Source organism: Ramlibacter sp. MMS24-I3-19, assembly GCF_050320135.1.
Taxonomy (GTDB): Bacteria; Pseudomonadota; Gammaproteobacteria; order Burkholderiales; family Burkholderiaceae_C; genus Ramlibacter.
Window position 1 is genome coordinate 493,919 of record NZ_CP190017.1, and the last position, 21,243, is coordinate 515,161.

19 protein-coding genes and 1 pseudogene are annotated in these 21,243 nt (G+C 67.3%); 14 read left to right on the forward strand and 6 right to left on the reverse strand.

Annotated elements, in window-relative coordinates; genetic code table 11:
• Positions 1-23: 23 nt before the first annotated feature.
• Positions 24-995 carry a tripartite tricarboxylate transporter substrate binding protein gene (locus ACPWT1_RS02460; protein ID WP_427913840.1) on the forward strand — a complete coding sequence of 324 codons (972 nt, stop codon included), beginning with the start codon at positions 24-26 and terminating at the stop codon, positions 993-995.
• A 2-nt stretch (positions 996-997) separates the two neighbouring features.
• Entirely contained in the window at positions 998-1,696 is a 699-nt protein-coding gene (locus ACPWT1_RS02465) for a molybdate ABC transporter substrate-binding protein (RefSeq protein ID WP_427913841.1), read from the forward strand.
• Here the strand turns inward: ACPWT1_RS02465 and htpG are convergent.
• Positions 1,693-3,607, reverse strand: a pseudogene (gene htpG / locus ACPWT1_RS02470) (molecular chaperone HtpG). The gene ACPWT1_RS02465 and the pseudogene htpG sit on opposite strands and share 4 nt — an antisense overlap.
• Before the next feature lie 222 nt (positions 3,608-3,829).
• Between htpG and ACPWT1_RS02475 the strand changes: the two are divergent.
• Positions 3,830-4,102, forward strand: a complete 273-nt coding sequence (locus ACPWT1_RS02475) for a hypothetical protein (protein ID WP_427913842.1) — start codon at positions 3,830-3,832, stop codon at positions 4,100-4,102.
• Between the two features lie 49 nt (positions 4,103-4,151).
• Here the strand turns inward: ACPWT1_RS02475 and ACPWT1_RS02480 are convergent, their stop codons facing one another.
• From ACPWT1_RS02480 to ACPWT1_RS02490, 3 genes are all read right to left on the reverse strand, one after another.
• Positions 4,152-4,454 (reverse strand): DUF4148 domain-containing protein, encoded by a 303-nt coding sequence (locus ACPWT1_RS02480; RefSeq protein ID WP_427913843.1) that lies wholly within the window; start codon positions 4,452-4,454, stop codon positions 4,152-4,154.
• Positions 4,455-4,543: 89 nt separating this feature from the next.
• Positions 4,544-5,965 carry an ATP-binding protein gene (locus ACPWT1_RS02485; RefSeq protein ID WP_427913844.1) on the reverse strand — a complete coding sequence of 474 codons (1,422 nt, stop codon included), beginning with the start codon at positions 5,963-5,965 and terminating at the stop codon, positions 4,544-4,546.
• Entirely contained in the window at positions 5,962-6,651 is a 690-nt protein-coding gene (locus ACPWT1_RS02490) for a response regulator transcription factor (RefSeq protein ID WP_427913845.1), read from the reverse strand. The genes ACPWT1_RS02485 and ACPWT1_RS02490 overlap by 4 nt, the downstream gene beginning before the upstream one ends.
• A 412-nt stretch (positions 6,652-7,063) precedes the next feature.
• On the opposite strand from ACPWT1_RS02490, the gene ACPWT1_RS02495 reads away from it, so the two are divergent.
• The 5 genes from ACPWT1_RS02495 to ACPWT1_RS02515 all read left to right on the forward strand — a co-directional run bounded on the left by ACPWT1_RS02495 (position 7,064) and on the right by ACPWT1_RS02515 (position 11,724).
• Entirely contained in the window at positions 7,064-7,591 is a 528-nt protein-coding gene (locus ACPWT1_RS02495) for a spore coat protein U domain-containing protein (RefSeq protein WP_427913846.1), read from the forward strand.
• Between the two features lie 123 nt (positions 7,592-7,714).
• Positions 7,715-8,110, forward strand: coding sequence for a spore coat protein U domain-containing protein (locus ACPWT1_RS02500; protein ID WP_427913847.1), 396 nt, complete (start codon positions 7,715-7,717; stop codon positions 8,108-8,110).
• 42 nt (positions 8,111-8,152) lie between these two features.
• Positions 8,153-8,878, forward strand: coding sequence for a fimbrial biogenesis chaperone (locus ACPWT1_RS02505; RefSeq protein ID WP_427913848.1), 726 nt, complete (start codon positions 8,153-8,155; stop codon positions 8,876-8,878).
• On the forward strand, positions 8,853-11,255 hold the full coding sequence (locus ACPWT1_RS02510) for a fimbria/pilus outer membrane usher protein (RefSeq protein WP_427913849.1): 2,403 nt from the start codon (positions 8,853-8,855) through the stop codon (positions 11,253-11,255). The genes ACPWT1_RS02505 and ACPWT1_RS02510 overlap by 26 nt, the downstream gene beginning before the upstream one ends.
• Positions 11,256-11,280: 25 nt before the next feature.
• Entirely contained in the window at positions 11,281-11,724 is a 444-nt protein-coding gene (locus ACPWT1_RS02515) for a Csu type fimbrial protein (RefSeq protein WP_427913850.1), read from the forward strand.
• Positions 11,725-12,315: 591 nt separating this feature from the next.
• Here the strand turns inward: ACPWT1_RS02515 and ACPWT1_RS02520 are convergent.
• Positions 12,316-13,089 carry a pseudouridine synthase gene (locus ACPWT1_RS02520; RefSeq protein ID WP_427913851.1) on the reverse strand — a complete coding sequence of 258 codons (774 nt, stop codon included), beginning with the start codon at positions 13,087-13,089 and terminating at the stop codon, positions 12,316-12,318.
• On the reverse strand, positions 13,079-13,834 hold the full coding sequence (locus tag ACPWT1_RS02525) for a Crp/Fnr family transcriptional regulator (protein WP_427913852.1): 756 nt from the start codon (positions 13,832-13,834) through the stop codon (positions 13,079-13,081). Before ACPWT1_RS02525 ends, ACPWT1_RS02520 begins: the two co-directional genes overlap by 11 nt.
• Before the next feature lie 122 nt (positions 13,835-13,956).
• On the opposite strand from ACPWT1_RS02525, the gene ACPWT1_RS02530 reads away from it, so the two are divergent.
• From ACPWT1_RS02530 to ACPWT1_RS02555, 6 genes are all read left to right on the forward strand, one after another.
• Entirely contained in the window at positions 13,957-15,903 is a 1,947-nt protein-coding gene (locus tag ACPWT1_RS02530; RefSeq protein WP_427913853.1) for an AMP-dependent synthetase/ligase, read from the forward strand.
• A gap of 2 nt (positions 15,904-15,905) precedes the next feature.
• A complete protein-coding gene (locus ACPWT1_RS02535; protein WP_427915634.1) occupies positions 15,906-16,730 on the forward strand; it encodes an ABC transporter ATP-binding protein in 825 nt (274 codons plus the stop codon).
• 77 nt (positions 16,731-16,807) lie between these two features.
• Positions 16,808-17,737: a branched-chain amino acid ABC transporter permease gene (locus ACPWT1_RS02540; protein WP_427913854.1), complete on the forward strand. Its 930-nt coding sequence runs from the start codon at positions 16,808-16,810 to the stop codon at positions 17,735-17,737.
• Positions 17,738-17,739: 2 nt separating this feature from the next.
• Positions 17,740-18,816, forward strand: a complete 1,077-nt coding sequence (locus tag ACPWT1_RS02545) for a branched-chain amino acid ABC transporter permease (protein WP_427913855.1) — start codon at positions 17,740-17,742, stop codon at positions 18,814-18,816.
• Between the two features lie 91 nt (positions 18,817-18,907).
• Complete coding sequence (locus ACPWT1_RS02550; RefSeq protein ID WP_427913856.1) at positions 18,908-20,227, forward strand: ABC transporter substrate-binding protein; 1,320 nt, start codon at positions 18,908-18,910, stop codon at positions 20,225-20,227.
• Between the two features lie 150 nt (positions 20,228-20,377).
• Positions 20,378-21,238, forward strand: coding sequence for an ABC transporter ATP-binding protein (locus ACPWT1_RS02555; RefSeq protein ID WP_427913857.1), 861 nt, complete (start codon positions 20,378-20,380; stop codon positions 21,236-21,238).
• Positions 21,239-21,243 lie beyond the last annotated feature (5 nt).

Genomic DNA, 21,243 nt, shown 5'->3' on the forward strand with positions numbered 1-21,243 from the left:
CAACGATCCCGGCAGGAGGCTCCATGCTGTCCAAGCTGCAACGTGTCGTCGCCATCGCATCGGTGGCCCTCGTCACCGCCGGATCGGCGGCCGCGCAGGCCTGGCCCAGCCGGCCCGTGAAGGTCATCGTGCCTTACGCCACCGGCGGCCCCGCGGACGTGTACGCGCGCTTCCTGGCGCAGCGGCTAGGCGAGCAGCTCGGGCAGCCGTTCGTGGTGGAGAACAAGCCCGGGGCGGGCGCCGTGATCGGCACCGACCAGGTGGCCAAGTCGCCGCCCGACGGCTACACGCTGCTGCTGATGTCCAACACGCACACGGTCAACGAGACGCTGGTGGCCAACAAGCCGTACAGCCTCACGCGCGACTTCGTGGCCGTGGCGCCGATCAACTACTCGGACCTGGTGCTGGTGGCACATCCCTCGGTGCCTGCCTCCAACGTGCAGCAGTTGGTCAAGCTGGCGAAGGAGCGGCCGGGCAAGCTGAACTACGCATCGTCGGGCACGGGCACGCCGTACCACATGGCCGGCGAGTTGTTCAAGAGCATGACGGGCACGTCGATCGTGCACGTGCCGTACAAGGGCAGTTCGGGTGCGCGCACCGACGTGATCGGCGGCCAGGTCGACCTGATGTTCGATGCCGTGACCACCATGGCCGAACAGGTGAAGGGCGGCAAGGTCAAGGCGATCGCCACCACGGGCAGGAAGCGCTCGGCCGTGCTGCCCGACGTGCCGACGGTCGACGAGTCCGGCGTGCCGGGTTACGAAGCGACGATCTGGCTCGGCGTGCTGGCGCCCAGGGGCACGCCCGCCGACGTGGTCACGCGGCTGAACACGGCCATCAGCAGGATCACCAGCCAGTCCGACGTCCAGCAGGCCTGGGCCCAGCAGGGTGCCACCGCGCTCGTCATGGACCCGGCCACTTTCGACAAGTATTTGCAGGACGACATCGCCAAGTGGACGAAGTTGATCCGCGCGGCCAACATCAAGGCGGACTGACGATGCAGACAGTGCAGGTGATCAGCGGCGGCGCGGCGCATGGCCTGGTGCGCGCGTTGTCGGCGCAACTCGCGCAGCGCAACGTCGCCATCGAGGGCAGCTTCGGCGCCGTCGGCGCGATGCGTGACAAGCTGCTGGCGGGCACGCCGTGCGACCTGCTGATCCTGACGGACACGCTCATCGCCGAACTCACGAAGCAGGGTCACGTGGTGCCCGGGTCGGCGCGTCCGGTCGGTCGCGTCCCCACCGGCATCGGCGTGCGCGCCGGTGAGTCGCGGCCCGACATCACCAACGGCCGCAGCCTGGCCGCGTTCCTGTCGAACGCGCGTGCGCTCTACGTGCCCGACACCGTCAAGTCCACCGCCGGCCAGCACGTGGCCAAGGTGCTGCGTGACCTGGGCATCGGCGAGCAGATGGCTGGCCGCCTGCGCGAGTTTCCGAACGGCGCCACCGCCATGCGCGAGATGGCCGCCAGCGGGGAGTCGGGCGTAGTGGGCTGCACGCAGCGCACCGAGATCCTGGACACGCCCGGCGTGCAGTGGGTCGGCGCACTCCCGCAGGGCTACGACCTCGCGGCCATCTACACCGCCGCCGTGTGTGCGCGCGCGAGCGACCGCGATGCGGCCGCCCGCTGTGTCGACCTGCTGGCATCGCAGGCTGCGGCGCAAGCCCGCCGGGACGCAGGCTTCGATCCGCTCTAGGCCAGGAGCGCGTTCACGCGCTTGACGTACGCCGCCGGATCTTCCGGCAGGCCGCCTTCGGCCAGCAGCGCCTGGTCGAACAGGATCTGCGCCAGGTCGTGGAAGTGCACCGACCCTTCGAGCTTGCGCACCAGCGCGTGCTCGGGGTTCACCTCCAGCACCGGCTTGGCTTCCGGCACCTTCTGCCCGGCCTGCTTGAGCATGCGAGCGAGCTGCATGCTCATGCCGCCGTCGCTGGCCACCAGGCACGCGGGCGAATCCACCAGGCGGCTGGTGACGCGCACATCCTCGGCCTTGTCCTTCAGCGCCTCCTTCAGCCGGGCCAGCACGGGCTTGAATGCCTCCGCGGCCTCCTCGGACTTCTTCTTCTCCGCCTCGTCCTGCAGCTTGCCCAGGTCGACCGCACCCTTGGCCACGGACTGCAGCGGCGTGCCGTCGAAATCCTGCAGGTAGTTGAGGGCCCACTCGTCGACGCGGTCCGCCATCAGCAGCACCTCGATGCCCTTCTTGCGGAACACTTCCAGTTGCGGGCTGTTCTTCGCCGCCGCCAGCGTCTCGGCGGTGATGTAGTAGATGGCCTCCTGGCCCTCCTTCATGCGGGCCTTGTAGTCGGCCAGCGAGACGGTCACCGCATCGGACTGCGTGGACGCGAACCGCAGCAGCTTGGCCAGCCGCTCGCGGTTGGCGAAGTCCTCGCCCAGGCCTTCCTTGAGCACGGCGCCGAACTCGGCGTAGAACTTCCCGTACTTGGCCTTGTCAGCGGGTGACGCAGCCTCGTCCTTCTCCAGCTTCGCCAGGTCCTCCAGCATCGACAGCACGCGCTTGGTGCTGCCCTCGCGGATGGCGCGCACGTCGCGGCTTTCCTGCAGCAGCTCGCGGCTGACGTTCAGTGGCAGGTCGGCCGAGTCGATGACGCCCTTGACGAAGCGCAGGTACACCGGCATCAGCGCCTCGGCGTCGTCCATGATGAACACGCGCTTGACGTACAGCTTCACGCCGGCAGCCTTGTCGCGGTTCCACAGATCCATCGGCGCCTTGGCCGGGATGTACAGCAGCTGCGTGTACTCGGTGGAGCCTTCCACCCGGTTGTGCGACCACGCGAGCGGCGGCTCGTGGTCATGGCTGATCTGCTGGTAGAACGCCTCGTACTGCTCCGCGGTGATGTCCTTCTTGGGCCGGGTCCACAGCGCGCTGGCCTGGTTGACGGTCTCCCACTCGTCGGTGAGCACCATCTCGCCGCCCTTGTTGTCCTCGCCCTCCTTCCACTCCTCCTTGCGCATCAGGATCGGCAGCGAGATGTGGTCGGAGTACTTGGCGATGATCGCCTTGAGCTTCCAGCTGGAGAGGTACTCGCTCGCATCCTCGCGCAGGTGCAGGGTCACGCTGGTGCCGCGCTGGGCGCGGGTGATGGTCTCGACCTCGAAGTCGCCGGCGCCGGTGCTCGCCCAGCGCACACCCTGCTCGGGAGGCAACCCGGCGCGACGCGATTCCACGGTGATGCGGTCGGCAACGATGAACCCGGAGTAGAAGCCGACGCCGAACTGGCCGATCAGCTGCGCGTCGGCGCGCTGGTCACCCGAAAGGCGGTTCATGAACTCGCGGGTGCCGCTCTTGGCGATGGTGCCCAGGTTGTCGATCGCCTCCTGCTGCGACAGGCCGATGCCGTTGTCGGTGATGGTGAGCGTGCGTGCCTGCTTGTCGAAGTCGACGCGCACTTCCAGGTTCGGCGTGTCCTCGAACAGGGCGCTGTTGTTCAACGCCTCGAAGCGCAGCTTGTCGCATGCGTCGGAGGCATTGGAGATCAGCTCCCGCAGGAAGATCTCCTGGTTCGAGTACAGGGAATGGGTGACGAGGTGCAGCAGCTGCGCGACCTCGGACCTGGAACGAAAGGGTCTGCTTGTTGTCGGCCATGGTGTTGTGATGTCGTGGCGGAGCAGAGCATGGGGTCGGCGTGCCGGATTTCAAGCGGCGCCGCCAGGTTGCATCGATTGCAGACGCGCCCTGAACACAACAGCGGCCCCATCCCGCGCGTGAATTTTTGGGCGCCGTCCGTCGATCCGCCGGTGCGGAGAGGGATGCCGGGGACTGACAGCTTGTTACAGTGCGATCCGGTCCAACGACATCCCTGCAGCCATGTTCTTCCAGCTCTCGCTGCCCAGCACCCCCGCCGCAACCGACGCGGTCGGTGACCCGGCGCTTCCGGAGCTCGGCACGGCAGGCACGTTGACCATCGGGGCACCCCACGACGCCTCGCACGTTCAGGTCGCCCGACTGCTCGCGGCTCGCCTGCGTGAGCCCAGGGACGCGCTTCGCGTTCGCATCGCGTGCGGCTCCGCTGGCGCAATGACCTTCACCGCCCCGCCGCTGCCCGAGGCTCCCGAACAAGCGCTCGTGCGCCTCCAATGACAAACGCCCCGCGGGGCGGGGCGTTCATCGCAGCGAGTGCTGTTCCAGCTCAGATGGCGGCTTCGCCGTGGGCAATCTGGCCCAGGCGCACGGCCTGCGCGGCTTCGGCGCGGACCGCAACGCGGTCACGCTGGCCCTGCGACTGCGGCAGGTTGCTGCTGTAGCTCGCGTCGCCCGATTGCTCGGTGGTGGCGTTGCGCGCGGCCTGCACGGCCTCGGCGCGGACTTCGGCGCGATCACGCTGGCTTTGCGCCTGCGGCAGGTTGCTGCCGTAGTCGGCTTCACCGGCCTGGGCGGCGCCAGCGGCGAAGGCAGCAGCAATGGTGGCGATGGCGAGAAGATGGCGGTTCATGGTGGTGTCCTTTCAGTGTCAACGGTTGGCGGTCAGTGCGGCTGTCTTGTTTGCTGCATCGACCGTGTTGTCACTGTAGGAGCCCACTCTCAGGTGACGCTTAGCGCTTTCTTAGCTGGCGATGAGGGCTGCGCGGCGACCGCGTCGGACCGCCCGGCAGGCGCCTGCGCCGCCGGCTGCAGGCGCGCGATAAGGCCGCTGCGATCGCTGCGATTGCGCAGCACCACCTCGAGGCCGCAGCGCTGGGCGGCGCTGCGCGCGATCGACAGGCCCAGGCCACTGCCGCGCGCACTGGTGCCCGGCACGCGGAAGAAGCGGTCGAACACGCGCGCGAGCTGGTCCTGCGGAATGCCGGGGCCGGTGTCGACCACCTCGATGACCGGGCCGGCCGCGGTGCCGGCGAGGCGCACATCCACCACGCCTCCTTCGGGCGTGTAGCGCAGGGCGTTCTCGATCAGGTTGTCCAGCACGCTGCGCACGTCCGCCGCCGCGCAGCGCAGCGTCGGCACGCTGGCCAGGGAGGCATCGATCTCGACGCCGAGGTCGATGCCGCGCTGGTCGGCCAGGGCGATGAGTCCGTCGACGCTCTGGTGCACCTGCGCCTGCAGGTCGACCGGCACCACGGGTTCGGGTGCCAGCCCGTCCTGCCGCGACAGTTTGAGCAGCTGGTCCACCAGCCGTTGCGCGCGGCTCACCCCGGCCTCGAGTTGCGCGAAGCTCTGGTGGCATGCGCCTGGCGGCAGCTCGCGGCGGACGTTCTCCAACTGGAGCGCCACGGCGGTGATCGGCGTGCGCAGCTCGTGCGCCGCGTCCTGCACGAAGCGTCGCCGCGCGGCGAAGGCGTCGCGCAGCCGCCGCAACAGTTCGTTGACCGCACCGACCATGCCCGCAATCTCGCTGGGAACACGGTGCGTGGGCAGTTCGGCGATGCTGAACTCGTCCTGCTTGGCCACCTGCTCGGCGATGCTGCGTACCTCGCGCGAGAGCTTCGCGGCCAGCCCCCACAGCAGCAGGATCGCCAGCGGCAGCAGCACCATGATCGGCGCCAGCGCTGCGCCCGCACGCTCGACAGCGAGCTTGCGCCGGAAGTCACCGCTCTGCAGCACCTGCACGTGCTTGCCCGTGGGCGAGGCGATCGTGTAGACGCGCCAGCGCCGGCCGCCGGCGACCACGTCGTCGAAGCCTTCACTGGCCGAGAGCGGCACGGTGGCCGATGGCAGCGAGGTGGCGTCCAACTGGCCTTGCGGCGTCCAGACCTGGGCCACGTACACGCCCCAGTTGTGCACGCGCTGGTGATCGGCTGGGCGCAGGGCGATGTGCTCCTCCTGCAGCGCGATGGACTGCCCCAGCTGCTCCATCTGCTCGTCCATGAACGAACCGACCATGCGGCTGTAGGTCCAGTACGAGAGCCCGGCGGACGCGCCGCCCACGAGCAGGAACATGGGAATCAACCACCGCAGCAATGCGCGGCGCAGCGAGCACATGGGCCCGGACGACAGGATGTGGATCACGCTCCCTCCTTGCTGGTGCCGGCGACCTGGCCGGCGGCGATGCGCCAGCCGAGGCCGCGCACGTTGCGGATCACGTCGGCGCCGAGCTTGCGGCGCATGCCGTGGATCAGGACATCGACCGCATTGCTGCTCACCTCCTCGCCCCAGCCGTAGATGCGGCTTTCGAGCTGGTCGCGCGAGAGGATCGCCCCGGGGCGCTCGAGCAGCGCGTGCAGCAGCGCGAACTCGCGCGCCGACAGCTGCGAGCGCTCACCTTGGACCACCACCTCGCGGGTGGTGAGGTCCAGCTGGACGGCCTGGGTGCCGACCACCGAATGGGCGCTGCCGTCGCGGCGGCGGATCACCGCCCGCATGCGCGCGAGCAGCTCGCGGAACTCGTAGGGCTTGACCAGGTAATCGTCGGCGCCCACATCCAGCCCGGTGATGCGGTCGTCGACGCCATCGCGCGCGGTGAGCACCAGCACCGGCGTGCGGTCCCCCCGGCTGCGCGCGCTGCGCAGCACCTCGATGCCGTCCTTGCGTGGCAGGCCCAGATCGAGCAGCACGCAGGCGTAGCCGCCATCGGCCATCGCGCTCTCGGCCAGCTCGCCCTCCTTGACCCAATCGACCGACCAGCCGTTGGCCTCCAGCGCCTTGTGCAGGCTCTGGCCGATCATTTCATCGTCTTCGACGAGCAGGACTCGCATCATGGCTCTCCCGTGAGAATCGCCGTCCCGGCCAGCACAGGCACAGAGAGCGCGCGAGAAGGCACGTCAGGCATGGCGGCTCCTGGATTCGGATCCCTCGGAGGCTACAGAACCACTCTTAGTCCGGTGTTAGATGACGTTCGGCACCACCGACGAGATGAACGGCTGACGAACGCCGCTCATCACCTTTCCGCCGCCGATCGCAATCAGCCGCTTCTTACAAGTGGTTGCATTCATGTAACGAACGGTGTGAAGGAGAGCACGATTTTTTCGTAACTCCTTGATCTGTCAGTACTTTCGGTTTGCTTGCTCGACAGTCACGGTTACAGTGCGCTGCAGCGGTAGGGGATTTTCTTAACTCGTTTAGGCGAGCGCCCTCTACGCCAACTCAACACTGTAAGGAGTCCTCCCCATGAAGTCTCTCAAGCTCGCTCGTGCGGCCGCAGTGGCGGCGATCGCCGCCTTGTGCGGCACCGCTTTTGCCGACACCGCCACGCTCAATGTCAGCGCCACGGTGACCGGCGTTTGCAAGCTGTACAGCTCTGCCAGCGGTGGCGTCCTGGCAAGCGGCAGCGCGCTCGGGCCGATGGGTTTCGGCGGCATCGACCCGACGTCGACCGGCAATGCAACCGCGAGCTCCGCCGTCTACTACCGGTGCACGAAGGGTCAAACGCCGACTTTCACATTCAGCGGCTCGGGTACTACCGTCACCACCGCCTCGGGCAGCTCCTACACGGGCACCCTGACTGGTTCGGGAACGGCGAGCGGCAGTTCGATGACCTACAACATCACCTGGGGATCCGCTCCGGGCACTGCCACCGGGTTTGCTGCTGCTACGGCGGATTCGCTGCCGCTGAGCGGCACGATTGCTCCGGCTCAATTCCAAGCCGCCCTCGTCGGCCCGTACGCCGACACGGTGAACATCACCCTGGCTCCGTAAGTCAGGGCTTGTGTGCGAAGGGGCCTGAAGTTTATGCGCCTGCGCACACTCCATGGACCACTCTGTGCGCTGATCCTGCTGGCGTGTCTCTCCGCGCACGCTGGCGGGAGCGCCATCCTTCCTGTGACGGCCTCGATCCTGTCAAAGAGCAACTGCAAATTCAAGACGATCACGCCGAACACGCTGGACTTCGGCACGATCAATCCCACGTCCTCGACCAGTGCAACGGCAACGCTGGCGACGTGGACATTCGCCTGCGGCGGGAGTGCCCCCACGGCTTCGTTCGCGATCACGGCGGACAACGGGTTGCACAACGCCGGCAGCATCAAGCAGATGCAGCACTCGACGGTCACTACCGAATTGCTGCCCTACTCGCTCGATGTGTCGCCCGCAACGGGCAACGCAGCACGCGGTGCCATCGTCACCCTGACCATCACGGGCACCGTGCTACCCGCGGACTTCAAGAACGCGATCGCAGGCGCCTACTCGGATAAAGTCAAGGTCACCTTGACTCCCTGAAGCTTCGTCTCCGTGTTCCATCTTTCCATGACCGGTCGCCCGATGCGCGCGAGCCGCCGCTTGCTTGGAGTCGGCCTGCTCGCGGCAGCCGATGCGCTGCACGCGGGTGAGTTCTCGGTTAGTCCGATCCGGGCCGACCTGAGACCCACCGCCCTCAGCGAAACCATCACCGTGACCAACCATGCGAAGGAGCGCCTGCGCGTCGCGATCAGGCTCATGGCGTGGTCGCAGGACGAACAGGGCAAGGACGTCTACACCGACAGTGCCGACCTCGTCTACTTCCCGCGGCAGATGGACATCGACCCCGAGTCCAGGAAAGTCGTGCGCGTGGGCCTCAAGTCGGCAACCGGGCCGGTGGAGCGGACCTATCGGCTTTTCATCGAAGAAATCAAGGACGGCTTCGCCACCAGCGACCAGCCGGTGGTGAACTTCAACTTCCGTTTCGGTGTGCCCATCTTCGTCGCACCGCAGTCGCCGAAGGACGCGTTCGAAGTGCTCGAGCCGGACCTGCGCCAAGGCAAGGTGAGGCTCGCCGTCAGGAACGACGGCAACCAGCATGTGCGCCTCACACGCATCACGGTGAGCGACGGGAAGGACTTCCATCAGGACATCGCGGGCTGGTACTCGCTGTCGGGAACCCAGCGCCAGTACACGGCCGACATTCCTGCCGGCATCTGTCGTAATGCGAAGGTGCTGACGCTTAGCGTCGAGGGCCCCGAACTGAAAGTGGACCGACAGCTGCATGTGGACCCAGCGAACTGCGCCTGATCTCGGTGCAGACTCCAAGCGCCGTACGGCGCGCCATCATCGGTCCTGCTGCTTTCTGTTCTCCGCCCTGCTCGCGGCTGCATCGCCGCTGACGTTCGCCCAGCAGGACCTTGGAGCGATCGAACGTCCGGCGGGGGACGAGGTGTTCGTGACGCTGCGCATCAACGGCGTCACACGAGGCGAGTTCCTCGCCCTCAAGACCGGCGACGACTTCTGGCTCTCCGGCGACGACCTGGCCAGGCTGAACATGACGTTCCCGGGCGGCAAGCCGGGGAAACGGTACAACTCCCTGCGCGAGTTGGGCGCCTCGACGCTGGACTTCAATGAAGGCGAACTGGTGCTGGCCGCAACGTTCCCGGCGGACGCGCTGGAGGCGACCCGCGTCGATCTGGGGACGCTCCCCCAGGCGCCCAGACTGACAGCATCGCCCTCCAGCCTCATCCTGTCCTACCGGCTCTCGCACCGAACGCTTCCGACAGTTGGCCAGCAGACAACCGCGCTGACGGATCTCAACGTCCGGATGGGAGAGGTGCTGTTGCGGCAGGAGAGCCGGGTCGATTCTGGCGACTTGCAGCGGGGCTTCACGCGCGGGCGCACGCAGGCGATCGTGGACGAACCTGCGCAGGCGCGCCGTTGGATCGCCGGCGACGTGCTGTCGTCGGCAGGACCGTACGGCACGGCCATCACCGGAGCGGGCTTGCAGGTTGCCAAGGTCTGGAACATGGCTCCCGACTCGGTCCGGCAGACGCGCGGCAGCATCCGGACGACCACGGCGCTCCCCGCGCAGGTCGAACTGACGGTGGACGGCACCACGGTGTACCGCGGCGACGTGGGGCCCGGTCCGGTCGAATTCAACAACCTCCAGTTCGCTGGAGGCCAGCGCGACCTGCGACTGATCGTCACCGACGTCAGCGGTCGGCGGACAGTGGTCGACCAGCCGTTCTTCTTCGCGGACACGGCTCTCGCCGCGGGCGTGCACGACTACGCGTACTTCGTCGGCAAGCGCTCAGAGCTGGGGACCAGGAACCAGTGGCAGTACAAGGAAGCCGCCGCGCAGGCCTTCCACCGCTATGGGTTGAACGACCGTGTCACGATCGGTGTCGGCGGCGAGGCCAACGCCGACTTCGCCAGCATCGGCTCAGGCGCGACCTTGCGCACCGAAACCCTGGGCCTGTTCTCGCTCGACCGACTCGCGAACAGGGACAGGGTTGAGGGGCGCACCCGCACGGGATGGTCCGGGCGATACACCTTCCAGACGCCCCTGTTCACCGCCATCGGGGGTTTGCGGGTCTTCGATCGCCAGTTCCGCAGCTTCTCCACTGCCTCTGATGCCGCCTTTCCCACCCGGGACACGCGCTTTTCGCTGTCGCGGGCCGTTGGCAGCACGTCGGTCAGTGTCGAGTGGGCACGGACGCAGACAGACACGGAAACGCGAATGACGGCAGCATTGCGCCTTTATCGAAGCCTTGGCAACTCGTCGCTCGTCAGCGCGGAGCTGAGGACGACCCAGCTTGATGGTCAGCGCCAGAATGGCATCGGTGTGGTCTATCGCAAATACCTGGACCAAGGTCAGTGGGCCGGCGGCAGCGTGGACCTCACGGGCTCCACCCGGACTTCGTCAGTCGAGGTCGGGCGCCAGACGCCGCAAGATGAGGGAGTGGGTTACCGCGCTCTGCTCAGCGACATCTCCCAGCCCGGGCGCGATTCGCAGGCTGCCGCTCTCGTCAGCACCCTGAACTTGCGACCCGCCACATTGGAACTGACGACCACGAGCGAGAACGGCGGGGGTGGCACTTACGGCGAATTGGCGCTGACAGGGGCGATGGTCGCGGTGGATAGCCACATCGGGCTGAGTCGGCAGGTGAACGACAGCTTCCTGCTCGCACGCCTTGGCGTGCCCCAGCCAGGAGTGCAGATCCTGCTGAACAACCAGGTGCAGGGCACGACCGACACGGACGGACAACTGTTCATCCCGAACGTGGCGGCTTTCGACCGCCAGGACCTTTCGGTGAACGACAAGCAGGTCCCGATCACGTACCAGCTCGGTCGCCGATCCATCGTCGTCGCCCCCCAGTACCGCAGCGGAGCAATCGTGGATTTCGGCATGCGCAAGCAACGCGGACTGGCCGGGAAGGCCTGGAACGTGCGAGGCGGGCGGCGCAGTCCCCTGGGAGGGCAGGCGTGGACAATGCGTGGGCCTTCGGGCGCGTTCACAATCGAATCGAGTTCGACCGGGGATTTCTACGTGGAAGATGCAGCGCCAGGAACCTACACCGGCCATGTCACGACGGCGGGACAGGACCTGTCGTGCAAGCTGCGCGTGCCCGTATCCAGCGAGCCGGTCGTTGAACTAAGCGAGGGCGTTCTCTGTGAGTAGTCGTGCGCTTGCTCTCGTGCTCGCCATGAATGCCGCGGTCGCCAGCGGCCAGACCGTCTGCCGCTTCACCACCGCGGGATCCCTCGGCTTCGGCGCCTACGACGCGATGTCGAACACCGCAGGCACCTCGCAGGCCAGCATCCTCGTACGTTGCGACCGCTCCACGGGATCCGCGAACGTGACCGTCACGATCGGCCTCGGCCCGGGCAGCAACAGTGCGAGTACGTCGGCACGCAAGCTGGTCGCGCCGGGAAGCCCGACGCCGCTGAGCTACGGCCTGTACCGCGATAGCGGACGGACGATGAACTGGGGCAACACGGCCGGAATGGACACGCAATCACAGACGGTCAACGTTCCGAACAAGAGTTTCGCGACCCTCACATTTCCGGTCTACGGGAGCATCCCGCCGCACCAAGATGTGTATACGGGGATATACAGCGACTCCGTGCAGGTCACGCTGACGCCGTAGCTCGCTTTCAGGCTGACGCTGCGATCTGCAGCGGCCAAGGATGCACGCCCGGCGTGGCAGTTTTCGCTAGCCGGAATCGCGCCCTCATCGGGAGCACGGCAGTTCCGGTCACGGTCCTCAGCGGTACGGACTCGCCGGCCGGACCCACCCAAGCCACGCGCCCCCCGGTGGAGACCTCCGCCTCGACGACTTGGTCCCCGTGGCAAGAGACCTGCAAGTCCAGCGCGTCGGCGAAGTTCGCGTCAACCTCAACGGACCATGGCGGGGACTCGAGCCACCCCAGCTGCATGTCACGGGCGGTGATCTCGATGCGATCGGGCAAGAGCGGCATGCGGACGCTGGCGCGCCGGCGAATGACTGCCGTGACCTGCAGACTCGTGGTCGCCGCCCGCGCCGCTCCCGCCAATGCGGCCAACAACGTCCCGGCCAGCAAGGTCCTGCGCTTCGGAGCATGTGGTGTAGGCAGCCGCATGGGATTCGTCCCATGCTAGGAGTCGCAGCGTCCATCCCCGTAAGAAAATCCGGCCGCCGCTTGCAGCAATTCGCCCACTCAAGTATTCCGCCCAACGGCCGATAGCCGCGCAGGATCGTTCAGAACCTTTCCCCGGCTCCCAGATACCGCCACATCCCGACCGGCAGCTGCCCCAGCACCACGCGCCCGATCCGGATGCGCTTCAAGCCCACCACCTTCAGCCCCACCAGCTCGCACATGCGCCGGATCTGCCGCTTCTTGCCTTCGATGAGCACGAAGCGCAGCTGCTCCGGGTTCTGCCACTCCACCTGCGCGGGCTTGAGCGGCTGGCCATCCAGCGCGAGGCCGTGCCGCAGCCGCGCGAGCTGCGTCGGAGGGAACGCCGCCTGCACATCGCGCGCGACCTGGCCATAGGCCACGCGCACCAGGTACTCCTTCTCGACACCGGAGTCTTCGCCGATCAACTGGCGCGCCACGCGACCGTCCTGCGTCAGCACCAGCAGGCCGGTGGAATCGATGTCCAGCCGCCCCGCCGGCGCCAGTCCGCGCAGCTGCTGCGGCGAAAAGCGTTGCCGCGCCGTGTCGCCGTTCCAGTGCGTGCGCTCCTGCACCAGCGTCACGGCCGGCTGGTAGCCGTCCTCGGCCTGGCCGCTGACGTAACCCACCGGCTTGTGCAGCAGGATCGTCACCTGCTGCTGCTGCTGCCCCTGCGCGCGGCGGTCGACCTCGATGCGTGCGTCGGGCGTGACCTGCAATCCCATCGTGGCGACGGCGCCGTTCACGCGCACCCAGCCCTTGGCGATCCAGTCGTCGGCCTCGCGGCGCGAGCACAGGCCCAGCTCGGCCATGCGCTTGTTGAGTCGGCTCGTCGGTGCGGTCGGTTCAGGCGGCATGCCGCGATTGTCCGGGAGCGGCCGCGTGCGCCGCCGCTTCGCCGCGCAGCGCGGCCAGGTCCAGGACGCGCAGGCCGCCGTACTCGACACGGATCGCACCTTGCGCCTGCAGTTCGGCCAGGGCCTCGTTCACGCGCTGGCGCGACAGTCCGACGAGGTAGGCCAGCTCCTGCTGCGTGATGCGCAGCACCTCGCCGACGCCGGGATAGAGCACGGGATTGAACAGCGCCGCCAGGCTGCGCGCGACACGCACGTCGGGATTGGTGAGCCGGTCGATCTCGCGTGCCGCGATGAACTGCGCGAGCCGCTCGTTCAGCTGGTTCATCACGAAGCGGTTGAAACCGATCGAGTGATCCAGCAGCCAGTGGAAGGTGTCGACGGGCAACCCCGCGACGACGCTGTTGCGCAGCGGCTGGATGTTGTAGCGGTAGACCTCGCGCTTGAGGGCGGTGCCCTCGCCGAACCAGCCGCCGGGCGGCACGCCCGTGAAGGTGACGTGCTGCCCCTGCGCGCTGTCGGTGCTCATCTTCACCAGGCCCTCGATCACGCCGAACCAGTAGGTGACCGGCCGCCCCACGCGGCAGATGAAATCACCGGGCCGTGCGTCGCCCACGGTGATGTCGTGCGCCGCACGCTCCGCCTCGACGGGCGCGAGCTGCCGCAGCCACGGAATGCCCGCAAGCTCGGCCTCAGTGGGCGCTCGGCGACGCTGGTGCAGCGACAGCTCGGGACGTGCGGCCTGCATGCGGGTAAATCCGTTCAGGGGAATCCCGAAAATTGTCGTTGCAAAGACAAGGCGACGTCAAAGTGCCGCCTACGATCCGCCCGATTCGCCCGGCCCCCGCCGGGTGGTGGGGTGGGCCCCGGATGGACACGACGTTTCCCCGTCTCCTGCTGCAGCATGCCGCGCGCCGCCCCACCGACGCCGCCATGCGCGAGAAGGAGTTCGGCATCTGGCAGGCGCTGACCTGGGCCGGGCTCGCGCAGCTGGTCGAGCAGCTGGCGGCGGGACTGCACGCAGCGGGCCTCTCGCGCGGCGAGCATCTCGTCATCATCGGCGCCAACCGCCCGCGCCTGTACGCCACCATGCTCGCCGCGCAGGCGCTGGGCGCGATTCCCGTCCCGCTCTACCAGGACGCCGTGGCCGCCGAGTGCGCCTTCCCGATCAACAACGCCGAGGTGCGGTTCGCAGTTGCCGAGGACCAGGAGCAGGTCGACAAGCTGCTCGAGATCCGAGGCCAGTGCCCGCAGTTGCAGGCGATCTGGTTCGACGATCCGCGCGGCCTGCGCAACTACAGCGAGCCCGGCCTAGCCTCGCTCGACACCTTGGCCGACACCGGCCGCGAGATCGCGCAGGGCAACCCGGGCCTGTTCCGTGCGCAGGTCGAGAAGGGCTCGCCCGACGACGTGGCGGCGATGTTCTTCACCTCCGGCACGACGGGCAATCCCAAGGGCGTGGTGCACACGCACCGCACCCTGCTGGACCGTGCGCGGGCAGGCGCCGAGTTCGACCACCTGACCGAACGCGAGGAAGTGCTGGCGTACCTGCCGCCTGCGTGGATCGGCCAGAACATCTTCAGCTACGCACAGTGGCTCGCCTGCGGCTATGTCGTGAACTGCCCCGAGTCGTCGGGCACGGTGATGATCGACCTGAAGGAGATCGGGCCCACCTACTACTTCGCGCCGCCGCGCGTCTTTGAAGGCCTGCTCACCACGGTGATGATCCGCATGGAGGATGCCGGCGCGATCAAGCGGCACATGTTCCATGCCTGCATGCGACTGGCGCGGCGCGTCGGCCCTGCGCTGATGGACCACGCACCCGTGAAGTGGATCGACAGGCTGGCGTACCGGCTCGGCGACCTGCTGGTGTACGGGCCGCTGCGCAACAACCTGGGTTTCTCGCGCGTGCGCGTCGCCTACACCGCGGGGGAGGCCATCGGCCCGGACCTGTTCACCTTCTACCGGTCGATCGGCATCAACCTCAAGCAGCTGTATGGGTCGACCGAAACAGCGGTGTTCGTCTGCCTGCAGCCGGACAACCAGGTGCGCGCCGACACCGTGGGCGTGCCGATCCGGGGCGTGGAGATCCGGGTCGCGGAGAACGGCGAGATCCTGGTGCGCTCGCCCGGGCTGCTCAAGGGCTACTACAAGAACCCGCAAGCCACCAGCGAGGTGCTCACGGGCGACGGCTGGTACCACACCAGCGATGCCGGGTTCATGGACGCGCAGGGGCACCTGAAGATCATCGATCGCGTCAAGGACGTGGGCCGCATCCACGGCGGCCCCAACGACGGCGCACTGTTCGCGCCCAAGTACGTCGAGAACAAGCTGAAGTTCTTCCCGTTCATCAAGGAAGCCGTGGCGTATGGCGACGGCCGCGACCGCGTGTGCGTGATGGTCAACATCGACTTCGATGCGGTGGGCAACTGGGCCGAGCGCCGCAACCTGCCCTATGCCGGCTATACCGACCTGGCGCAGAAGCCGGAGGTGTACGCGCTGGTGAAGGACTGCGTGGAGAAGGTCAACGCCGACCTCGCCGCCGACGAGAAGCTGGCCGGCTCGCAGGTGAACCGCTTCCTCATCCTGCACAAGGAGCTCGATGCCGACGACGGCGAACTCACCCGCACCAACAAGGTCCGGCGCGGGTTCATCGGCGACAAGTACCGCGTGCTGGTCGAGGCCCTGTACGACGGCCGTCCCGAGCAGTTCATCGAGACCCAGGTCAAGTTCGAGGATGGCCGCACGGGCGTCGTGCGGGCCACATTGCGGATCGAGGACGCACGCACGTTCCCGCCCGTGAAGGCCGCAGCATGAAGATGAACGACCTCGCACCGCAGGTCGCCGTTAAGGCAGGCAGCACAGGACGTCGGCTGGGCGACGTGGTGCTCGACGTGCGCAACATCTCGCTCGCGTTCGGCGGCGTCAAGGCGCTCACGGACATCTCGTTCGACGTCCGCGAGCACGAGATCCGCGCCATCATCGGCCCCAACGGCGCCGGCAAGAGCTCGATGCTCAATTGCATCAACGGCGTCTACCAGCCGCAGCAGGGCACCATCACCTTCCGCGGCAAGAGCTTCTCGCACATGAGGAGCCGGCAGGTGGCGCAGATGGGCATCGCGCGCACGTTCCAGAACCTCGCGTTGTTCAAGGGGATGAGCGTGCTGGACAACATCATGACCGGCCGCAACCTGCGCATCCGCAGCAACCTGCTGCTGCAGGCATTGCGCATCGGCCCGGCCGAGCGCGAAGAGATCCGCCACCGCGAGTTCGTCGAGCGCATCATCGACTTCCTGGAGATCCAGGCCTACCGCAAGGTGCCCGTGGGGCAGCTGCCCTACGGCCTGCAGAAGCGCGTCGACCTCGGCCGCGCGCTCGCCATGGAACCACAGGTGCTGCTGCTCGACGAGCCGATGGCGGGCATGAACGTGGAGGAGAAGCAGGACATGTGCCGCTTCGTGCTGGACGTGAACGACGAATTCGGCACCACGGTGGTCCTGATCGAGCACGACATGGGCGTGGTGATGGACATCAGCGACCGCGTGGTGGTGCTCGACTACGGCAGGAAGATCGGCGACGGTGCGCCGCAGGACGTGCGCAGCAATCCCGACGTCATCAAGGCCTACCTGGGGACGGCGCATTGAACCGTCCGGCTGTCATTGCGGGCTTGACCCGCAATCCATGGATCCCGCGTCAAGCCCGGGATGACGGAGGTCTGTGAATGGGCTTCTTCCTCGAGACCCTGCTCGGCGGCCTGATGGCCGGCATGCTCTATGCGCTGGTGGCGCTGGGCTTCGTGCTGATCTTCAAGGCGTCGGGCGTCTTCAATTTCGCGCAGGGCGCGATGGTGCTGTTCGGCGCGCTGGCGATGGCGCGCTTCGCCGAATGGATCCCCGGCTGGACCGGCATCGACAGCAAGCTGCTGGCCAATGCCGCAGCGTTCGTCGTCGCGGGCGCCATCATGTTCGCGGTGGCCTGGGCCGTCGAGTGGCTGGTGCTGCGGCGCCTGGTCAACCAGGACGGCGCGACGCTGCTGATGGCCACGCTGGGCATCGCCTACTTCCTTGAGGGCCTGGGCCAGGGGCTGTTCGGCAACAGCATCTACAAGATCGACATCGGCATGCCCAAGGACCCGGTGATCGCGTTCGAGTCCACTTTCCAGGGCGGCATCCTGGTCAACAAGGAAGACCTGATCGCGGCGCTGATCGCCGCCGGCCTCGTGGCCGTGCTGAGCCTCTTTTTCCAGAAGACATCGACAGGACGCGCGCTGCGTGCGGTCGCCGACGACCACCAGGCGGCGCAGTCGATCGGCATTCCGCTCGGCCGCATCTGGGTGATCGTCTGGTGCGTCGCCGGTGTCGTGGCACTGGTAGCCGGGATGATCTGGGGCAGCAAGCTGGGCGTGCAGTTCTCGCTGGCGACAGTGGCCCTGCGCGCGCTGCCGGTGGTGATCCTGGGCGGCCTCACCTCCGTGCCGGGCGCCATCGTCGGCGGCCTGATCATCGGCGTCGGCGAGAAGCTCTCCGAGGTCTACATCGGCCCGATGGTGGGCGGCGGCATCGAGATCTGGTTCGCCTACGTGCTGGCGCTCGCGTTCCTGCTGGTGCGGCCGCAGGGCCTCTTCGGCGAGAAGATCATCGACAGGGTCTGAACATGCTCTACCGCGAGAACGGCCAGTTCAAGACCAGCTACCGCGCCGACCAGCAGATCTTCCCGATCCTGCAGGACCGGCTGGCGATCGTGCTGCTGCTGGTCGTGGCCTATGTGGTGGTGCCGGGCCTCGCGAGCGAGTACCTGTTCCGCGCCATCCTGATCCCGTTCCTGATCATCGCCCTCGCCGCGCTGGGCGTGAACATCCTGGTGGGCTACTGCGGGCAGATCTCGCTGGGCTCCGGTGCGTTCATGGCCGTCGGCGCGTACGGCGCCTACAACTTCTTCGTCCGCATCCCCGGCATGCCGCTGGTGCCGGCCATCGTGCTGGGCGGCCTCTGTGCCACGGCGTTCGGCATCCTGTTCGGGCTGCCCAGCCTGCGCGTGAAGGGCCTGTACCTCGCCGTGGCCACGCTGGCGGCGCAGTTCTTCGCCGACTGGCTGTTCCTGCGCGTCAAGTGGTTGACCAACGATTCGCCTTCCGGCTCGATCGGCGTCTCGGCGTTGCAGGTATTCGGCATCCCGATCGAGAGCGCGGCCACCAAGTACTGGTTCTGCCTGGTGTTCCTCACCGTGCTCGGGCTGCTGGCCAAGAACCTCGTGCGCAGCGCCATCGGCCGCGAGTGGATGGCGATCCGCGACATGGACGTGGCGGCAGCCGTGATCGGCATCCGCCCGATGTACGCCAAGCTCAGCGCGTTCGCGGTGAGTTCGTTCATCGTCGGTGTCGCCGGCGCGCTGTGGGCCTTCGTCTATCTCGGCACCTGGGAGCCGGCCGCCTTCTCGGTCGACCTGTCGTTCCGGCTGCTGTTCATGGTGATCATCGGCGGGCTGGGCTCGATCATGGGCGCGTTCTTCGGCGCCGCCTTCATCGTGGTGCTACCCATCCTGCTGAACCAGCTGCTGCCTCCGCTGGCCGCGCTGTTCGGCATGCAGATCGACACCGCCGGCCTGTCGCATGCGGAGCTGATGATCTTCGGCGCGCTGATCGTCTGGTTCCTCGTGGTGGAACCGCACGGCCTCGCGCGCCTGTGGTCCACCGGCAAGCAGAAGCTGCGGCTGTGGCCGTTCCCGCATTGAAGGTCCACTGCTCGCAACTCCCGATGCGCCCCACCTTCCCGCACCGTCAACTCTCGCCCGCGAACGTTCGCTTCCACTGAAGGAGACATCCATGACGATCCGCCACATCCTCCTGGCCGGCCTGCTGGCCGGGGCCGCGCTCGGCACGGCGCCGGCGGCACTGGCCCAGGCCAAGGAGCAGTTCTTCCCGCTGCTGTCGTATCGCACGGGCCCCTATGCGCCGAACGGCACGCCCTGGGCCAACGGCAAGCAGGACTACCTGAAGATGATCAATGCCCGCGACGGCGGCATCAACGGCGTCAAGCTCACCTGGGAAGAGTGCGAGACCGGCTACGCCACCGACCGCGGCGTGGAGTGCTACGAGCGCCTGAAGAACCGCCCCGGCATGACCTTCTTCGATCCGCAGGCGACCGGCATCACCTTCGCGCTCACCGACAAGGTGGCCAACGACAAGATCCCGCTGATGACGCTGGGCTACGGCCTCTCGGTCGCGCAGGACGGCACGGCGTTCCCCTGGAACTTCCCCCTCATGGGCAGCTACTGGACCGCGGCCGACGTGCTGATCCAGCACATTGCGAAGAAGGAAGGCGGCAACCTCAAGGGCAAGAAGATCGCGCTGGTCTACCACGACTCGCCGTTCGGCAAGGAGCCGATCCCGCTGCTGCAGGAGCGCTCCCGTATGAACGGCTTCGAGCTGAGCCTCATCCCCGTTACCGCGCCCGGCGTCGAGCAGAAGGCCGCGTGGCTGCAGGTGCGCCAGCAGCGCCCCGACTACGTGCTGCTCTGGGGCTGGGGCGTGATGAACTCCACCGCGCTGAAGGAGGCGCAGGCCACGGGCTATCCGCGCGACAAGATGTACGGCGTGTGGTGGGCGGGTGCCGAGCCCGACGTCAAGGACGTGGGCGAGGGCGCGAAGGGCTACAACGCCCTCAACCTCAATAGCGCCGGCACGCAGCCGAAGGTGATCCAGGACATCCTGAAGTACGTGCACGAGAAGGGCCAGGGCACCGGGCCGAAGGACGAAGTGGGCAGCGTGCTGTACACGCGCGGCGTCGTGATCCAGGCGCTGGGTGTCGAAGCCGTGCGCCGCGCGCAGGAGCGCTTCGGCAAGGGCAAGGTCGTCACGCCCGAGCAGGTGCGCTGGGGCCTGGAGAACCTGAGCCTCGACCAGAAGCGGCTGGATGCACTGGGCCTGAATGGCGTGATCCGGCCGCTGTCCACCAGCTGCACCGACCACATGGGCTCGACCTGGGTGCGCGTGCAGACCTGGGACGGCCACAAGTGGAACTTCTCGAGCGACTGGTACCAGGCGGACGAGTCGATCATCAAGCCGATGGTGCGGGCGGGCGCCGAGAAGTACCTGGCCGACAAGAAGCTGTCACGGCGTGCTGTTGCGGATTGCCAGTCCTGAGCGGACTGGCGCCGCGGCGCGCCGTTCACTTTGCGAGTACTGACGGGCACCCACCCCAACCCCTCCCGCCAAGCGGGAGGGGCAGCGGCTCTCACGAGCCGCCAAACGAAACGGGCGTTCGCCGTTTCGTTTGGTTGAAACCGGATGATCATGGAATCAGTAGCCACTCCACGTGAGGCGTCGAAGGACGACGGGCCGGCGGCGCAGCCGCGGCCGATCGTCCTGAACGTCAACGGCATCGAGGTGATCTACAACCACGTGATCCTGGTGCTCAAGGGCGTGTCGCTGCAGGTGCCCGAGGGCGGCATCGTGGCGCTGCTCGGGGGCAACGGCGCAGGCAAGACCACGACGCTGCGCGCCGTGTCCAACCTGCTCGAGGGCGAGCGCGGGCAGGTCACCAAGGGCTCGATCGATCTGCGCGGCCAACGCATCGAGAACCTCACGCCGGCGCAGCTGGTGCGGCGCGGCGTGGTGCAGGTGATGGAAGGACGGCACTGTTTCCCCCACCTCACGGTCGAGGAGAACCTGCTCACGGGTGCCTACACGCGCGCGAGCCGGGCCGAGGTGAACGCCAGCCTGGAGAAGGTCTACGCCTACTTCCCGCGCCTGAAGACGCGCCGCGGCTCGCAGGCCGCGTACACCTCGGGCGGCGAGCAGCAGATGTGTGCCATCGGCCGCGCGCTGATGGCCGATCCCAGCATGGTGCTGCTCGACGAACCGTCGATGGGCCTGGCGCCGCAGATCGTGCAGGAGGTGTTCGAGATCGTGAAGGACCTCAATGCCCGCGAGCGCGTCACCTTCCTGCTGGCCGAGCAGAACACCGGCATGGCGCTGAAGTACGCCGACTACGGCTACATCATGGAGAGCGGGCGCATCGTGATGGATGGCCCCGCGGCCGACCTGGCGGCCAACGAGGACGTCAAGGAGTTCTACCTCGGCGTGGGCGGCGGCGAGCGCAAGTCGTTCCGCGACGTGAAGAGCTACAAGCGCCGCAAGCGCTGGCTGGCCTGAGCCGG